The organism is Bythopirellula goksoeyrii (assembly GCF_008065115.1).
In the GTDB taxonomy this organism is placed as follows: Bacteria; Planctomycetota; Planctomycetia; order Pirellulales; family Lacipirellulaceae; genus Bythopirellula; species Bythopirellula goksoeyrii.
Map to the genome: position 1 here is coordinate 3,337,711 of NZ_CP042913.1, position 15,099 is coordinate 3,352,809.

Consider the following 15,099-nt stretch of genomic DNA (forward strand, 5'->3'; position numbering starts at 1 on the left):
CTGGTTTGCTTACGCTCCGTCAAACATTGGCTTAAGTTCAACTAACGCTTCGAGAATCATCTCCACTGCTAACCCAGCCAATACCATTCCCATGACACGAACCACAAGACTCGATCCAGCTTTGCCAAGGTAGGCATAGATTCGGTTCGCCTGCAGAAGCATGATTAAGGTGATACCGAGTACGGCTAGAAGCAGACAACTCGTGGTCACCTGCTCGGCGAACGTAAACTCGCGATTGTCGGTAAGCACGACCGAGGCGAGAATTGCTCCCGGACTGGCAATCGACGGCACTGCAAGAGGATACACAGCAACATCGTGGTCTCTATCTCTTGCGGGATTTTCCGCCGCAGCGCCAGAACCAAACACCATCTGCAACCCAAATAGAAAGAAGATGATTCCTCCCGCAAGCTGGAAAGCAGCGAGTTGAATGCCGATTGACCCCAGAAATAGTTGCCCCAACGCGATGAACACCAGCAGAATCGCGGCAGAATAGACAATCGCTCGCTTTGCAATACGCCTTCGATCTTCCGGAGCAACACTAGCCGTCAGACCGACGAACAGAGTTAGCGTCCCTATCGGATCGATGGTGGTAAAAAACGTCAGAAAATCGGCAACAAGTTGATCCATGGGGTTCTAACATGGCTATTTGACGACAAGATTGCAATAGACCCGTAGGCACTGCAGGCACCATGTTAGCCGCGACGCGGTAGCCGAGCCTCACGAGGCCTAGCGCGCCAGCTTCGTCCTCCCCCAAAGAATTTACTCCTCGTTTCTCCGAAGGCGCCGTTTGGAGGCCAGCACCGATTTGATGAATTGGCCCTGCTTGCGAGATTTCTGGTGACGTTCATGAAGGGATTGAGCATTGCGTGCTTGCTCAGCCTGGAGTTTTAGGTAGTTCTTCAGTCGTCTCACGTCGAGTTCGCCAGACTCAATTGCCGCTTGCACAGCACAGTCAGGCTCTTCTCCGTGGGTGCAATCGCGAAATCTACAAGACACGGCCAATTCCACGATCTCATCAAAAACCTCAGCTACCCCCTCTTCGCAGTCTGCCAACTGCAACTCACGCATGCCGGGGGTATCGATCAACAGGCCGCCAGTATCGAGCCGATGGATCGAACGGGCTGTTGTCGTATGGCGGCCTCTGCCGTCGTCTTCGCGAATAGCTTGTGTGGCCAGATGTCCCGCACCAAGACTCATCGCCAGAGTGGATTTCCCCACACCCGAGGAACCTACCAGAGCCACGGTCTTACCAACTCCACACCAGTCGGCCAGAAGATCCATTTGCTCTGGGTCGCGAGCATCGAGCGTAATCACCGAGAGCCCATGCTTTAATCGCCGCGTTTCCTGAAGGAATGAATTCGGATCTTCGCACATATCTGCTTTGGTCAACACGACAACAGGAAATACCTCGGCTTCCGCAGCCAATGCCAAATAACGCTCCAATCGCGAGGGATTGAAATCCGGATTGCACGAACTGACGATGAAGAGCGTATCAAGATTCGCCGCGATCAGTTGCGTTTGGACCTTCTCTCCGGCAGCCTTTCTGGCGACGAGAGATTCGCGTTGCAGTCTGCGAATCCCACGCTGGGTGCTCGGTTCGAGCAGCAGCCAATCGCCCACGGCGACTTCGCCACAGGCATGAATCAGCCCGGTCGGTAGCGAAAACTCAGTTCCGGCACCTAAGCATAGGATGGAGCTCCCCAAGTGCGCTGCGACACGCGCTGCAAGCAACTCAGCTGACTCGTAGGGCGACAATTGCTGCTCAAACCAGGGTTTCCATCCCAGGGCTTGTAGACCGGCTGAATCCATGATTCGGCTCTCCGAGGAGTTGGTTTGCCGAGAAAGACACGACTTCTAGTCGCAAGGTTCACGACTCTTCCGGTCGACTTGGAATTCAGAGGCTGATAGATCCCGGCCACATCAATTGATACGACCGAAATCTAAAACAACCGAATGTTAATTGAAAATCCTGAGAAAGCCGAAGCTGATTCCGACAAGCAGGAGCAAGCCAGTCGCTGGCTCCGGTACAAGCGTTCCCTCTAAACGAAATGCCATGTCGTCGGCCCCCACTTCTCCGGTGAAGAACCCAAACGTCGTTCCAGTGAATTGTGCCATCGTGCCGGTTGGATCGACTCCTGAGAGTCCGGTCAAATCCAGATCCTTGGATGTCCCACTCATGCCGATCCAATATGTCTTAGCCGCGTCTAACGAGATTGGGGTGGTAAAGTCGGCATGAACGCGGACGTTTCCCGTAACTGCGCCCTCGGAATCAATGATAGCAATCTCTTCAATCAATTCAGTTAGTAAAGTGCCCGGTATGCCTGAAGTATCCTCATAAAGTCGAATCGTCACTGAGTCGCCAACAACTGGCAGAAGTGGTGACATGTAGATATCCATTGCAGTCAGGCTAGCAGCAGATGAGAAAGAAAAGTCTTCGGCAAAATTCTGGGAGGTGCTGGCATTGCCGAGAGCGTTGGTGATCACAGTAGCACCGGTCGTCGCCGGGCTCTTGTCAAGAAGTATCGCTGCACCTGCCGGCTCGCAGAAGAAGATAATGGCTACCATCGCTATAGCCATGAACAAATAGGATGCGCGAGATTGATTACAAAGCATTAGTCATTCTCCAGAAAAGATTGGGGGAAGTTGGGTGCTCCTTAGATTGGCTTGCCTTCCGCTTACTGTTCGAACGCTGTAAAGCTTAGTCTATACGGAATTGATCTCAGAACAATCAAATTAGCGAGTTTTCTGAGAAAAGTTTCCTGGAAAGCTCTGTCCTCGTCTCCTAATTCACGTCTGACCGTGGTCTTCTAGGTTCATTGCGTTTTCATCATATCCCGAGGGGGTTTACATCCCTTAGCCCGTACAGAATAAGTCGAGCGACAGCTAGAATTTTCGCTACCCCATTTTTCCGATACCGAATTTAAAGTTGACCGAGGAGTTGACTTCGTGTGTAGCTCAAACCATGCCAAGGACGAAATGAACGAACCTCCTACCCCCTTGGGAACACTCTTCTCCCCGTAACCGGTACCACACATTTTTTGCTGGAAAGTGTGCCACCCTTTCTGTTAGGATCGTCAGCGCGCACCGTTGGCGCTAGAGATCCGTCTTTCGTTGCCAATGGCTTTGCTGGCTCGAAGCAGTCCGAGTTTTGTCAGTGAGGAGTCGAGTATTGTTTTCAAAACTATTTCGCTATTATCAGAAAACCACCATGAAATAAGTTCAAGACGAGATCAGGGCGCCGAGTTTTGTATTTTGTTTTTCCGTTCTCCAGAAAATGGCCACGACAAAATTCCTCCTTCGATGCGCAGAATCGAAAGAGAATCGTGGGCTTGTCACAGACCGCCGGTTGTGATGACCGGAGTACCTTGATTGTAGAAACCTATCCCATCCACGAAACTGCGATCCTAGGAACCGCATCGAGGGGAGATAGGTAGACGTTAACCCAACAGAATCAACGCGTCGTCATCACCTTTGCGTTCAGTCCACTGCTTGCAAACCTCACCCAATCCGTATACGCAGAGTTCTAACCGATCACTCAGTCGTTCCAGCATATCACCGGGCGTGGAGCTAATATCGGCAGGGAGTTGACTGGCCAACGAATAGATGCCAAGAGGGACTTGCTACCCTAAAATTTGTGCCAACAACAAGATAAAAGTGAAAACACGCGCCCAGAATGTCCAGGTTGACCATCATGGTAATCGTCGCTTGCGAATATGTGCCAGAATTCCTTGAAAAACGGCCCCGTTGACCACCCTCCACTGGCAGCGCTATACTCGCCAAACTCGCTTAATGTCACTGTTTGAAAGTAAATCACGATGAAAATACACGAATATCAAGCCAAAGAGCTTCTTCGACGTGCCAAAGTTGCCGTTCCGGAGAGCATTGTCGCTCGCACTGCCGCCGAAGCCGCGGCTGCCTTCAAGAAGCTAGGTGGTGAAATTGCCGTCGTTAAGGCACAGATCCATGCCGGCGGACGCGGCAAAGGGACGATCAAATCCAACTCTGAGCAGCGCGGCGTGCAACTCGTCAAATCGGCCGACGAAGCCGAGAAGGTCGCCAAGAATATCCTCGGCAACGAGTTGGTCACCATTCAGACTGGAGCCGAGGGGAAAACTGTTAACCAAGTGCTCGTTGAAGCTGGTTGCGATATCGCTCGGGAGTTGTATCTGGGTATTGTGATCGACCGAGCAGTTGGGCTACCGGTGTTGATGGTCTCTAGCGAGGGAGGCATGAATATCGAAGACGTGGCTGCCGAGACTCCCGAATTGATCTTTAAGGAACACTTTGATCCCGACACCGGCTTGCAGCCCTATCAGGTCCGCAAGCTGTGTCATAAGCTCGCCATCACGGGCAAGAGTGTTCGCAGTGCCGAATCCTTCATGCGTTCGATGTGCAAGCTGTTCGTTGAGCTCGATTGCAGCCTCGTGGAGATCAATCCGCTGGTGGTTACTGGCTCGGGTGAGCTGATCGCTCTGGACGCGAAGATTACCTTCGATGAAAACGCCATGTTCCGTCATCCTGATTTGGCAGAACTACGCGACATTGCCGAAGAAGACCCTGCCGAAGTGCGTGCTGGCCAGGCGGGTCTCAGCTACGTGCAACTTGAAGGCAACATCGGTTGCCTCGTGAATGGTGCCGGCTTGGCAATGAGCACGATGGATCTGATCAAACTGCATGGCGGTGAGCCTGCCAACTTCCTCGATGTCGGCGGTGGTGCTCAGGTCGATCAGGTGACTGAAGCATTTCGCATTTTACTTGCCGACAAGAACGTAAAAGCCGTGTTGGTCAACATCTTTGGCGGTATCATGCGTTGCACAACAATCGCAAACGCCGTCCTAGAAGCCTACAAGCAAGTCGGTTTCAACGTTCCGTTGGTCGTGCGATTGGAAGGGACCGAGGTCGCTGAGGGGCGCAAGATTCTATCGGAAAGCGACGTGGACATTATTACAGCGACGGATCTGACGGACGCAGCGAATAAGGTAGTTGCTGCAGCGGGATAACTAAAGACTAAAAGCTAACAGCCAAAGACTTAATCATGAGCATATTGATAAATAAGAACACCCGCGTCATCTGCCAAGGAATTACCGGCAAGGTTGGTGAATTTCACACGAAGGGCTGCCTGGAATACGGCACGAAAATGGTAGGTGGTGTCACACCAGGCAAGGGTGGCCAGGAAGTGATTGGCCTACCAGTGTTCGACACGGTTGTGGAAGCCGTCGAGAAAGAAGGCGCTGATGCCACGATGATATTCGTCCCGCCAGCTTTTACGGCCGACGCCATTCTCGAGGCGGTCGATGCAGGCATCAAAGTCGTGATCGCGGTCACCGAGGGTGTACCCGTGATCGACATGGTACGTGTATACGACGTGATCAAGGATCGTGATGATGTACATCTTGTTGGTCCGAACTGCCCTGGCGTCATCACGCCCGAGGAATGCAAGATTGGAATCATGCCTGGTTACATTCACAAGAAGGGCCCTGTCGGCGTGATGAGCCGTAGTGGTACGCTCACCTACGAAGCCGTGTGGCAACTCTCAGAACTTGGGCTAGGCCAATCGACTTGCGTTGGCCTCGGTGGCGATCCGATCGTTGGCACTTCGTTCATTGATCTCTTGAAGATGTACCAAGCCGACGACGAAACCGAAGCGATCATCATGATGGGCGAGATCGGCGGCACTGCCGAAGAAGAGGCCGCCGCGTTTGCAAAAGAACACGTCACGAAACCCATGGCGGCTTTCATTGCTGGCCGGACTGCTCCTCCAGGAAAGAGAATGGGCCATGCTGGCGCGATCATCTCCGGCGGCAAAGGTACCGCTGAGGAAAAAATCGCTGCTCTCGAGGGCGCTGGCATCGAAGTTGCTCAAAGCCCCGCTGACATGGGAGCCGCTGTGAAGCGAGCGATGTCACGGTAGTTGAAAATAGTCCCCTACCAATGACCAATCAAGAAATCGCCGCCGCGTTTGAACAGGTTGCCGACCTGCTGGAGTTCCAAGGGGCTAATCCCTTCCGAGTGCGGGCGTATCGCAATGGGGCACGCAAGATCGTTGATCTGGGAGAGCGAGTCTCTGAGATAGTCGCCGACGAGTCTCGTCAATTGACCGATCTGGATGGCATCGGCAAGGACTTGGCCGAGAAAATCGAGCAACTGGTCACCACGGGTCGGCTTACACAGCTCGAAGAACTGCAATCACAGGTCCCCGGCACGGTGTTGGCCATGCTCCGCGTGCCGGGACTCGGTCCCAAGAAGGCGGCCGTTCTATTCAAGGAATTGGGAGTCGAGTCACTCGACCAACTCCGCGCTGCTTGCGATCAACAACAGGTGCGTGACCTCAAGGGATTCGGCGCGAAAACTGAAGAGGCGATCCTCAAGGGCCTCGCTATCGCCGAACAGGGCGATCAACGGACCAAGTGGGCAAAAGCCGATGAAATCGTGACCGAAGTGCTAGAACATCTCCGCAGCGAGAAAAGCATTAAGCGAGTCGAGCCAGCCGGCAGCTATCGACGGGGCTGCGAAACCGTGGGTGATTTGGATTTCTTGGTTGAAGCGACTGACGCAGTAAAAGTGATGGACCACTTTGGCAATTACCCAGGGATCGTGGAAGTAATCGCCCGCGGAGACACCAAGATGTCGGTTCGCCTGGCGAGTGGTATGCAAATGGACCTGCGCGTGGTGCCCAAAGAATCATTTGGCGCAGCTTCGCAATACTTCACAGGTTCGAAGGCGCACAACGTGGAGCTACGCGGCCGAGCTAAGCAAAGAGGATTGAAGATCAACGAATGGGGCGTCTTCCAGGTAGAGACCGATGGGACCGAAACGTATCTCGCGGGTCGCACTGAAAAAGATGTTTACAAGACTATGGACTTGCCGTGTTTTCCGCCTGAGATACGCGAAGACCGGGAGGAGTTTCAATGGGCTGAGGCAGGTAAGCTTCCCAAGTTGTTGGAACAGAAAGATATTCGTGCCGACTTGCACATGCACACAAATGCGACTGACGGCAAGGCAACGCTTGAAGAGATGATTGCGGCAGCAAAAGAGCGTGGGTTGGAATACATCGCCATTACCGATCATTCCCAGCGAGTGTCCATGGCAAACGGACTCGATGCTAAACGTGCCCTGGCCCAATGGAAGGAAATCGACAAGCTGCAAAAGAAGCACGACGACATCAGGATTCTCAAGGGAATCGAGTGCGACATCCTGGAGAAGGGTGGCATGGATCTGCCTGACGACGTGCTTGCCCAGGCAGACTGGGTGATTGCCAGCGTTCACTATGGCCAAAATCAACCGAGTGAGCAAATTACAGAAAGAATTCTTGGTGCTTTGGAGAATCCACACGTCGACATCATTGCCCATCCAACGGGACGACTGATCAATCGCCGTGAGCCGTATGCCGTCGACATGGATCAGGTGTTCAATGCAGCTGTTAAACACAAAAAGATGTTGGAACTCAATGCGAATCCAGCCAGGCTTGATTTGCATGATCAGCACTGCGCGGCTGCTCGGCGGTTGGGAATCCCAATCGTGATCTCCACCGACGCCCACAGCACCGGGGGACTCGATGTGATGCGCTACGGCGTGCTACAGGCCCGCCGGGGAGGCCTCACGGCAAAAGATGTGGCTAACACACTACCGTGGGAGAAGTTCGCGAAGTTATTGAATTAACCGGTGGCTACTTGTGATCGTGAAGGTTGCTTGTTGCGGACAAACAATCCGAAGAACGAACGAATGTTCTCAGGCAGGGTGTACGATACACTGTAGCAGACCGGAATCATGATCAAGGTGAGCACCGTCGCAAACGCCAGGCCGAAAATTATTGCAGCAGTAAGGGGTTGCCAAAATTCGGCTCCGCCAGAGATGTTTAGTAGCAAGGGTAGCAACCCACCGATGGTGGTCACCGTGGTCAGGAGAACAGGCCTGAAACGATTGATTCCTGCTTCAACAATCGCATCGCGCAGAGGCAGGCCTCGTTCGCGGGCCTGATTGGTGAAGTCGACCATTACGATGGCGTCGTTGACAACAATGCCAGTGAGTGCGACCAAGCCAATGAACGAAGCGAGGCTAAAGGGATAGCCGAGAAACCACATCCCAATCGTTACCCCGATGAAACTCAATGGAACAGTGACCATGACAATCAAGCTCTGGCGAAAACTGTTGAATTGGGTTACGAGAATGGCGAAGATGAGCACAACTCCGAGAATCATGCTGCGGACCAAATAGCCAAAATTCTTGTCTCGTTCCTCATTCTCACCCGTGAATTCGGCTTTGACTCCTTCGGCTGGCGTTGTTGGTTTGCCAAGGAACACCATGGAATTGCCTTTGGCAGGTCGGAAACCCAGTTCTGGCAGTATATCATCTCGCAGCACCTTGAAGATGTCGTCTGGCAGTGTGGGTTTCTCGACATCGCACTTCGCTACCACTGCTCGATCACGTTCGTAGCGGTTGATGCTGAAAAGGCTTACGTCGTTGCGGATGTCGGCAAGTTCCGCTATCGATGCCTGTCGACCATCTGGTGCAGAGATCATCAATCGCTTGAGGCTGTTGGGATAGCGCTGATATTCAGGGGCCAATTGCAGACGCAAGGTTACATCTTCATCGTCGAGAGTGAGTTGAATCTGCGAGTCGCCCGCAATCGCTACTTGTATGGCTTGAGCAATCTGCGCTTCAGTCAAGCCATAGAGTCCCACGACTTCGGGCTTGGGTTCGATAATCAACTCAGGATGATCATCACGATAGTCGGTCGAAGCATCCACGGTTCCACGCATGTTCTTGAACCGATCCGCAAGTAATTTGCCGAGGCTGCCCAACTGCTCGAGATCGTCCCCTGTGAGTCGAACAGCGACATCCGAACCTCCTGGTGGTCCATCTTCGATTTCCTTAATCGAATACTTCATCCCGGGCAGTGGACGAATCTCGCGACGAAGATCGTTGATCACCTCCTGTTCGTGGATGGTACGGTCAAGTGGCGAGAGCAGATCGACCATGATCTCACCGAATTCAGGCCCAGATGCTGGATCATTTTCAATTCTTGTAGCCAATCCTCCCGAGGAGCCGACCGCGGTCACGTAGTGCTGTAAAATGCCGCGGTCCTCCCATTTCTTGAGTGGATCGGTTAGCACTTTAGCAGCGGCGAGAGTTTCCTCGATGCTGTAGCCCAAAGGGAGTTCGTATTTGATCCCGAATTGCCCACGATCGCTGGCCGGGAAGAACTCGAAGCCGAGTTTGAAGAAAAGATGGGTGGCGCTGAACAATGCAACACCCGCCAAGACTATGACCGCCAACCGATTCGCCAAAGCTGTCCGCAGTACTCCTGCATAGAGCCGCGTCCAGAGCCCTAAGTTGGGCCGTACGCGTGTTGCCTCAGCGTGGAGACTCGTCGATTCACCTTTTGTGACCGCTGCGAAAACGGCAGATTCGTCATGCACTGGTTCGCGCTTCTGATACCAGCGAGCCGCCAGCGTTGGCAGAATAAAGTGGTCAACCAGAATTGAGCCAAACAAAGCCACGCTCACCACCTTCGGCATCACCCCCATAAAGTCTCCCATGATGCCGGGCACGAGCAGCATAGGTAAAAAAGCGGCAATTGTAGTCAGATCGGCCGCGATCACAGGAAGTCCTACTTCCTCGATGCCTGTCTTAGCAGCGGTCACAGGATCTTCGCCCCGCTCAATATGTCGATGGATGTTTTCGGCAACGATAATCGCCCCATCAACAACCATACCTAGGGCAAGTATGAAACTGAACACAACCATGTTCGAGACGGGGATTCCAGCAAAGTATAGAAACACGAGCCCCACAGCCGAACTAAACGGGATTGCGAGCAATACGAGGATCGAGATTCGCAGTCCCATCGACCAGGCAAGGATGACCAAGACGAGCATTGCCCCAAAGAGCGCACTGGACCCAAGTACTCGGAACATGATCCAGATCTCTTGCGAAGTATCCCGAGATGTTGTGAAGGAGATATTCGGATACTGCTGCCGTAAGTCGTCTACTAGAGCATTGACAGCCCGGGCAGCCCCCAACGTATTGATATTCGATTCTTTGTTGACGATGATTGTGGCACAATCCTCACCGTCGAGCTGTGCCACGTTCAAAAGTCGGCGATGAGAGTCGATCACCTCAGCTACATCGCTGACTCGAATCACTCGTCCCCCTTCGCTAGAGACGATCGCTTCACGAATGTCGTCGACTCCACGGAACTTGGATTCATTGCGGATTGTGCGATCAACTTTTCCCGTATCAAACGAACCAGCGGGGACCTTGGCATTGAAATCACTGAGAGCCTGTCGGAGAGAACGCAAGGTCAGGCCATATTGTGTCATCAGATCGGGATTCACGTTGACGTGAATCTCGCGTTCCTTACCGCCAAAGAGTTGCGTGTTGGCAATGCCATCAACGGAGGAGATCTGCTTTTCAACTTCCTCGGCGATTTGCTTGAGAGCGCGCTCGTCGAAACCCTTGGGACCTGCGAGAGTGACCAGCATCAGGGGCGCACTCTCGAAGTCGATCTTCCGCACATCAGGTTGCACCTCTCGACCGAGGGGCAGTTCGTTGCGAATGCGGTCAATCAGGTCTTTGACTTCACGTTTGGCATCGTCGGGGTCGACGCCGTCGAGAAAGATTACTTGTGTGATTGAAGCTCCACGCAAGCTGGTCGAAGCAATAAAGTCAACGCTCTGCAATTCGGTGAGCGCCTCCTCGACTTTACGAGCGATTTCGTTTTCCGACTCATTAGGTTGAGAATCGGGATAAGGAATCGCCACAAGTACAACCGCCTTGGAGATTGCCGGGGTACGCTGCACAGGTATTAGGTACGCAGCAAACAGGGCCAGGAGCAATACCATGACCGTCGCTACAAGCACAAAGCGAGGATGATCGACAGCTTTGGCGCTGAGTTTCATTGCTATGCTATCGTCCGGGTGATCCGCTTTTGATTGATGAAGACGAAGCGGCTACAGTCGGTGTTATAGTTGGAGAATCTACGATGCGAACCAATTGGCCATCTGAAAGACGAAACTGACCTCGCACGATTGCGTTCTCCAATTCTACCGAATCGGCTGGCACAACGATCTTAGGCCCTTGATCCACCCATTGAGGAAGTTCGATTTGACGAGCGCGATAGACCTTGGCCGAGCCTAAATTCCAGTACAAGAGTTCCATTTCGGCACGCTCAGGTTCTACAGCGAACATGTAGGCACGATGGGCTCGAAACAGAACAGCCGCCTCGGGAATTGCGTAGCCCGGGAGACGGGCAGTTACCACATCAGCTGTTGCGACCATTCCTGGTCGAAGATGGCGATCATCATTTGCTAATTCGATCTCCACGGGAAAGAGTCCCGTTCGTGAATCCGCAACTTCTGGGATGCGAAAGACTTCTCCAGAAAGCTCGGGCCAGGAATTACCGAAACTGTCGGTTCCTTCCAAATGAACATGCGCTCGAAAGACGCATGACTCAGCATCCTCTTGCCGGGTGACATTGCCCCGACATTCCGCAACCTCTCTCTGGCGAGTTTCCAATTCGCGGATTTGTGCTTCTGGTACATCGACGACCAGGAGCACCTTATCATTTTGAACAAGCTCGAAAACAATTTGGTTTCCGCTGACAGATTCACCAGATTTCACCATCCGCTTGGAAATAGTAGCGTTGACTGGTGCCCGAAGCGTAGCGTCCTCCAAATTCTTCACCGCAACTTGAAGTTGTGACTTCGCTAGAGCGACCTCAGTGACGAGGCGTTGTAATTCGGCTGCGGAGAGTGCCGAAGGGCTCGTTTGTCGAACTTGCTGAGCTCGATCCAGATCCGACTCGGCTTGGGCGACTCGTGCTGCTGCCTCATCTTTGCGTGCCACAAATACCCGGTCATCCATTAGGGCTAACACTTGGCCTTTGACAACTCGATCTCCTTCATCAAGTGGTTGACCTGCTTCGTTTTCACCAAGGCGGTATACTCGTCCGGGAACTTCAAATCCTACTTGGTAGGTTTCCCATGGCTGGATCTTTCCTGCATAGGTGGAATAGATTTCACAAGTTTCAACCTCTAACGATTCGACGGCCACAGGGGCTTTAGGTACGGCAATCGCCGAAAGGGGGCGAATCCCACTTTCGGTGTGGGACTCGGCCTGCTGCGATTTGGCGCTGAGTTTCCACATAACTATCGCGGAAAAAACCGTGACGACTATAAGAATAGTGTAGTGGAGAATTCGTTCGGTGAGAGCCTTCATGGATGCAGCAAGAATTCCTGTCTAGGTGGGGATTGCGGCGGGAAAGTGAGATGTGAAGGCCGGAGGATAGATTGATCGGAGCCGGAAATGTGCTGTCTTGTCTCTCCATTTCAACTACTTCTATCATAGGTAGAAATGGACATCGCGGCAATCCTAGATAACCGCGTTCTAGTAAGCGTGATTAACAGCTAAAAGTCGAAGCCTAAGATCAAATCTGAACACCCTCGAAAAGAATAGACCCCAGTCGCACCATAGTGGAACCCGCCCGAATAGCGGCCTCAAAGTCCTGGCTCATTCCCATGGAAAGCTCTCTCAACTGAATTCCAGAGGGACACTCGGATTGAACTGTATCACGTAGTTTCCGCAAGTCTGCAAAGTTCTGTTCTGCCACGTCAGGTCCTCCCTTGAGTGATGCCATCGTCATCAAACCGCAAGCTGAGACATGGTTCAAATCAGCAAGTGACGGGAGTAACCGTCGCAATGCATCGGACGTCATACCATGCTTGGCCCTGTCGCCAGAGCAATTGACTTCCAATAGTACTTGAGTCGGACGCTGCAGTTCAGAAGCACACTGTTCTATAGCTTCTAGAAGTCGCAAACTATCGACGCTGTGAATCATGTGCACAACCGGAAGCGTTCTGCGTACTTTGTTACGTTGCAAGTGGCCGATAAGATGCCACTTTGCTGAAGCGAGTTCTGCAGATTCCGCTTTTTCCCAAAGTTGCTGAGGACGACTCTCCCCTAGATCTAAGCATCCGGATTGCAAGAGGGCTGCCGTCTCCTCGACACCTACGTATTTGCTCACGCCTATGAGCTGAATCTCGCTGGGGTCACGGTTAACTGAATTAGCTGCAACAGCAATTCGCTCGCGCACTCGCGCCAGGTTGTCGGCAATGCGTTGGATTGCTTGGGCCATACTACTATTCTATGCCGAAAGGCCTGGTAGTGAGGTCATCGACGATTCTGACTGTTGCCCTGGTTAGCCGTCGACTTGCAGCAACTCTTCTACCTCGCCGCCTGGAGCCAAGAACCGACCGACGAGACACTCCACAGAAGTGTTCTGACCCAGCACCGACCGGTTCATTGGAGCATCTAGGGAACGGTAAATGAGCCATTGCGCTTTGCCACATTGAACACGATAGCCTACCGCCACGTCATGAGGCTGAATCTCCAACGATTGTGCGATAGTCAATTGTCTCCAAGTGCATTGCTTTCCCAGTCGCTCTTGGGCGAGATCGATTACGAGCGGACAAGCTAATCGCTTACCTGGCCGTTCTTGCGTGAGTTGTATGTGATCCCCGACTTGCGTGAGTTCGCCAATGCGAGGGTCACTCCGCCATTCGGGCAGTGCAAGTGGTAAAACTCGCCCTAGAGGTTTGCTCGCAGACAACATGCCTTCACGGGTATCGGCTTCAGGTGAGAAATGGATACTTGGGGCGAGAGGAAAACTCATCTGATGGCGAATCGAATCGCCTTGCACATCCAACACATTATCGGCCAAGAGCAGGAATCGGTCATCGCGCGCCAGGAGGATTTGGCGTTCCAGCCGGGCACCATTGGAAAGTTCAATAGCCAGCTCCAAATAATCGACATCTTCGTCGCTAAACCAGCAGGTTTGCTCCCAAGATCCGACCGGCTCAAGCTTGCTGCCGGCTGATGTGGTCTCAGCAGACCAAGTCCCAGCGAGTAGACGTTGCGAGCCACTCCATACATCAATTCTCAATTCTGGGGACGAGTAGTCCACTGCCACAACCGGCGCACTGCGGCTGAACTCGGTTCGCAGGATCGCCAAGCCTGCCCATTCACATTGGTAGGAGGTCTCGGAGACCACCTTTCCGCTCTTTCCCGTGAGATGCTTGCTCAGTTTCTTCTCAAAAAGATCGTGTGCCGCAGTCCAATCAGCCGCGTCTCCCCCCAAACGTAGTGCGGCTTCGAGGAAATCAGGCGACCATTTGCCACTCTGGTTTTCAACAAGCAAAGGTGCTCCGGTCGTTGTGGATAGCAGAACCGACTTAGAAACCGCCCAGCGATATTGTTGCTCAGCTTTTCTACTCCATGAGCCTTTCTTGATCTCAACCCCCATGGCTCGGCAGCGTGTCCAGCATGCCAGCAACGCGCGGAACTGTTCAAGATGGCTTGCACGCGGCAGGCCTTCTCCATTGGTGAGTTCGACCAAGCCCTCGTTCAAGGAATCGAGTGCAGATTTTCGCAGTTTCAGCAGGGGGCGCATCTCAGGAAACGAATACGCCAGAGCCAGCGGCAATTCACCTGCAAGTAATTGATGCACTAAGCAATGTTCCGCAGGCATCTCTGCATCGATTTCCCAGCCATCGGTGCGATTTGCTATCTCCCAAAGGGCATCGACAATCGACCACCAGAGATCCTTCTCAACGACCATAGCCAAGCTTGGTAGGAGACGGACCACTGCCAGGCAATCAATCGCGAATTCGACACTTTGAGGCTGCGTTACGATTCCGTCTCGCCAACCCAGTAGGACTTCTTCAATCCCTACCTGACTAAGCTTACCCTTGCTATTCACCCGAATGACAAGGTGCAGTAGATCCGACGACAGACGGTCCTCATCGAGACCCCATGCAAGAGAGGTCTCCTTTGCACCACATAAAGCGTCAATGCGTGCAGGCTTGCTCCGTTTTTCTAAATAGCGAATCCAGTTCTCCCAGTGTTTTTCTCCGATGACTTTCTTGGCGACAGAGTCATTCCAGAAACTGGTCCGCTCAATAAGCGAGGAAAGTCGCTTCGCTTGTTTCTCCGAGACTCCGGCTTTGGTAGAACGGGGGTCGCTGACAGATTCAATGGTTGTTGACATGCTGTTTCTCTGGTCCGAGATCCTTTAAAATGACGATGCAAACGATCCTTCAGTGG

11 protein-coding genes are annotated in these 15,099 nt (G+C 52.8%); 3 read left to right on the plus strand and 8 right to left on the minus strand.

Annotation, left to right across the window (positions count from 1 at the left end):
• Nucleotides 1-9 precede the first annotated feature (9 nt).
• The 4 genes from Pr1d_RS13260 to Pr1d_RS25765 form a co-directional block, all read right to left on the minus strand.
• Nucleotides 10-627 (minus strand): MarC family protein, encoded by a 618-nt coding sequence (locus tag Pr1d_RS13260; RefSeq protein ID WP_148073980.1) that lies wholly within the window; start codon nt 625-627, stop codon nt 10-12.
• A gap of 132 nt (nt 628-759) precedes the next feature.
• Nucleotides 760-1,809 carry a ribosome small subunit-dependent GTPase A gene (gene rsgA / locus Pr1d_RS13265; RefSeq protein WP_148073981.1) on the minus strand — a complete coding sequence of 350 codons (1,050 nt, stop codon included), beginning with the start codon at nt 1,807-1,809 and terminating at the stop codon, nt 760-762.
• 147 nt (nt 1,810-1,956) lie between these two features.
• A complete protein-coding gene (locus tag Pr1d_RS13270; protein ID WP_148073982.1) occupies nt 1,957-2,613 on the minus strand; it encodes a choice-of-anchor R domain-containing protein in 657 nt (218 codons plus the stop codon).
• An 824-nt stretch (nt 2,614-3,437) separates the two neighbouring features.
• Nucleotides 3,438-3,596 carry a hypothetical protein gene (locus Pr1d_RS25765; RefSeq protein ID WP_168205216.1) on the minus strand — a complete coding sequence of 53 codons (159 nt, stop codon included), beginning with the start codon at nt 3,594-3,596 and terminating at the stop codon, nt 3,438-3,440.
• Nucleotides 3,597-3,815: 219 nt separating this feature from the next.
• On the opposite strand from Pr1d_RS25765, the gene sucC reads away from it, so the two are divergent.
• From sucC to polX, 3 genes are read left to right on the plus strand one after another with little or no spacing between them, the layout of a single operon-like run.
• The gene (sucC, locus tag Pr1d_RS13275; RefSeq protein ID WP_148073983.1) at nt 3,816-5,000 is read left to right on the plus strand and encodes an ADP-forming succinate--CoA ligase subunit beta; all 1,185 of its coding nucleotides are present in this window, start codon (nt 3,816-3,818) and stop codon (nt 4,998-5,000) included.
• Nucleotides 5,001-5,035: 35 nt separating this feature from the next.
• Nucleotides 5,036-5,911 carry a succinate--CoA ligase subunit alpha gene (gene sucD / locus Pr1d_RS13280; RefSeq protein ID WP_148073984.1) on the plus strand — a complete coding sequence of 292 codons (876 nt, stop codon included), beginning with the start codon at nt 5,036-5,038 and terminating at the stop codon, nt 5,909-5,911.
• A gap of 20 nt (nt 5,912-5,931) precedes the next feature.
• Entirely contained in the window at nt 5,932-7,659 is a 1,728-nt protein-coding gene (gene polX / locus Pr1d_RS13285) for a DNA polymerase/3'-5' exonuclease PolX (protein ID WP_148073985.1), read from the plus strand.
• Here polX and Pr1d_RS13290 read toward each other — a convergent pair.
• The 4 genes from Pr1d_RS13290 to Pr1d_RS13305 all read right to left on the minus strand — a co-directional run bounded on the left by Pr1d_RS13290 (nt 7,656) and on the right by Pr1d_RS13305 (nt 15,043).
• The gene (locus tag Pr1d_RS13290) at nt 7,656-10,898 is read right to left on the minus strand and encodes an efflux RND transporter permease subunit (RefSeq protein ID WP_148073986.1); all 3,243 of its coding nucleotides are present in this window, start codon (nt 10,896-10,898) and stop codon (nt 7,656-7,658) included. The two genes, polX and Pr1d_RS13290, sit on opposite strands and share 4 nt — an antisense overlap.
• Nucleotides 10,899-10,905: 7 nt before the next feature.
• Nucleotides 10,906-12,216, minus strand: coding sequence for an efflux RND transporter periplasmic adaptor subunit (locus Pr1d_RS13295; RefSeq protein WP_148073987.1), 1,311 nt, complete (start codon nt 12,214-12,216; stop codon nt 10,906-10,908).
• Between the two features lie 208 nt (nt 12,217-12,424).
• Complete coding sequence (locus Pr1d_RS13300) at nt 12,425-13,132, minus strand: YggS family pyridoxal phosphate-dependent enzyme (protein WP_148073988.1); 708 nt, start codon at nt 13,130-13,132, stop codon at nt 12,425-12,427.
• A gap of 63 nt (nt 13,133-13,195) precedes the next feature.
• On the minus strand, nt 13,196-15,043 hold the full coding sequence (locus Pr1d_RS13305; RefSeq protein ID WP_148073989.1) for a hypothetical protein: 1,848 nt from the start codon (nt 15,041-15,043) through the stop codon (nt 13,196-13,198).
• Nucleotides 15,044-15,099: the final 56 nt, after the last annotated feature.

Bases quoted from the DNA above. Each gene is read 5' to 3' on its own strand.
- Pr1d_RS13260 (WP_148073980.1), bottom strand. From the start codon at position 627: ATGGATCAACTTGTTGCCGATTTTCTGACGTTTTTTACCACCATCGAT.
- rsgA (WP_148073981.1), bottom strand. From the start codon at position 1,809: ATGGATTCAGCCGGTCTACAAGCCCTGGGATGGAAACCCTGGTTTGAG.
- Pr1d_RS13270 (WP_148073982.1), bottom strand. From the start codon at position 2,613: ATGCTTTGTAATCAATCTCGCGCATCCTATTTGTTCATGGCTATAGCG.
- sucC (WP_148073983.1), top strand. From the start codon at position 3,816: ATGAAAATACACGAATATCAAGCCAAAGAGCTTCTTCGACGTGCCAAA.
- sucD (WP_148073984.1), top strand. From the start codon at position 5,036: ATGAGCATATTGATAAATAAGAACACCCGCGTCATCTGCCAAGGAATT.
- polX (WP_148073985.1), top strand. From the start codon at position 5,932: ATGACCAATCAAGAAATCGCCGCCGCGTTTGAACAGGTTGCCGACCTG.
- Pr1d_RS13290 (WP_148073986.1), bottom strand. From the start codon at position 10,898: ATGAAACTCAGCGCCAAAGCTGTCGATCATCCTCGCTTTGTGCTTGTA.
- Pr1d_RS13295 (WP_148073987.1), bottom strand. From the start codon at position 12,216: ATGAAGGCTCTCACCGAACGAATTCTCCACTACACTATTCTTATAGTC.
- Pr1d_RS13300 (WP_148073988.1), bottom strand. From the start codon at position 13,132: ATGGCCCAAGCAATCCAACGCATTGCCGACAACCTGGCGCGAGTGCGC.
- Pr1d_RS13305 (WP_148073989.1), bottom strand. From the start codon at position 15,043: ATGTCAACAACCATTGAATCTGTCAGCGACCCCCGTTCTACCAAAGCC.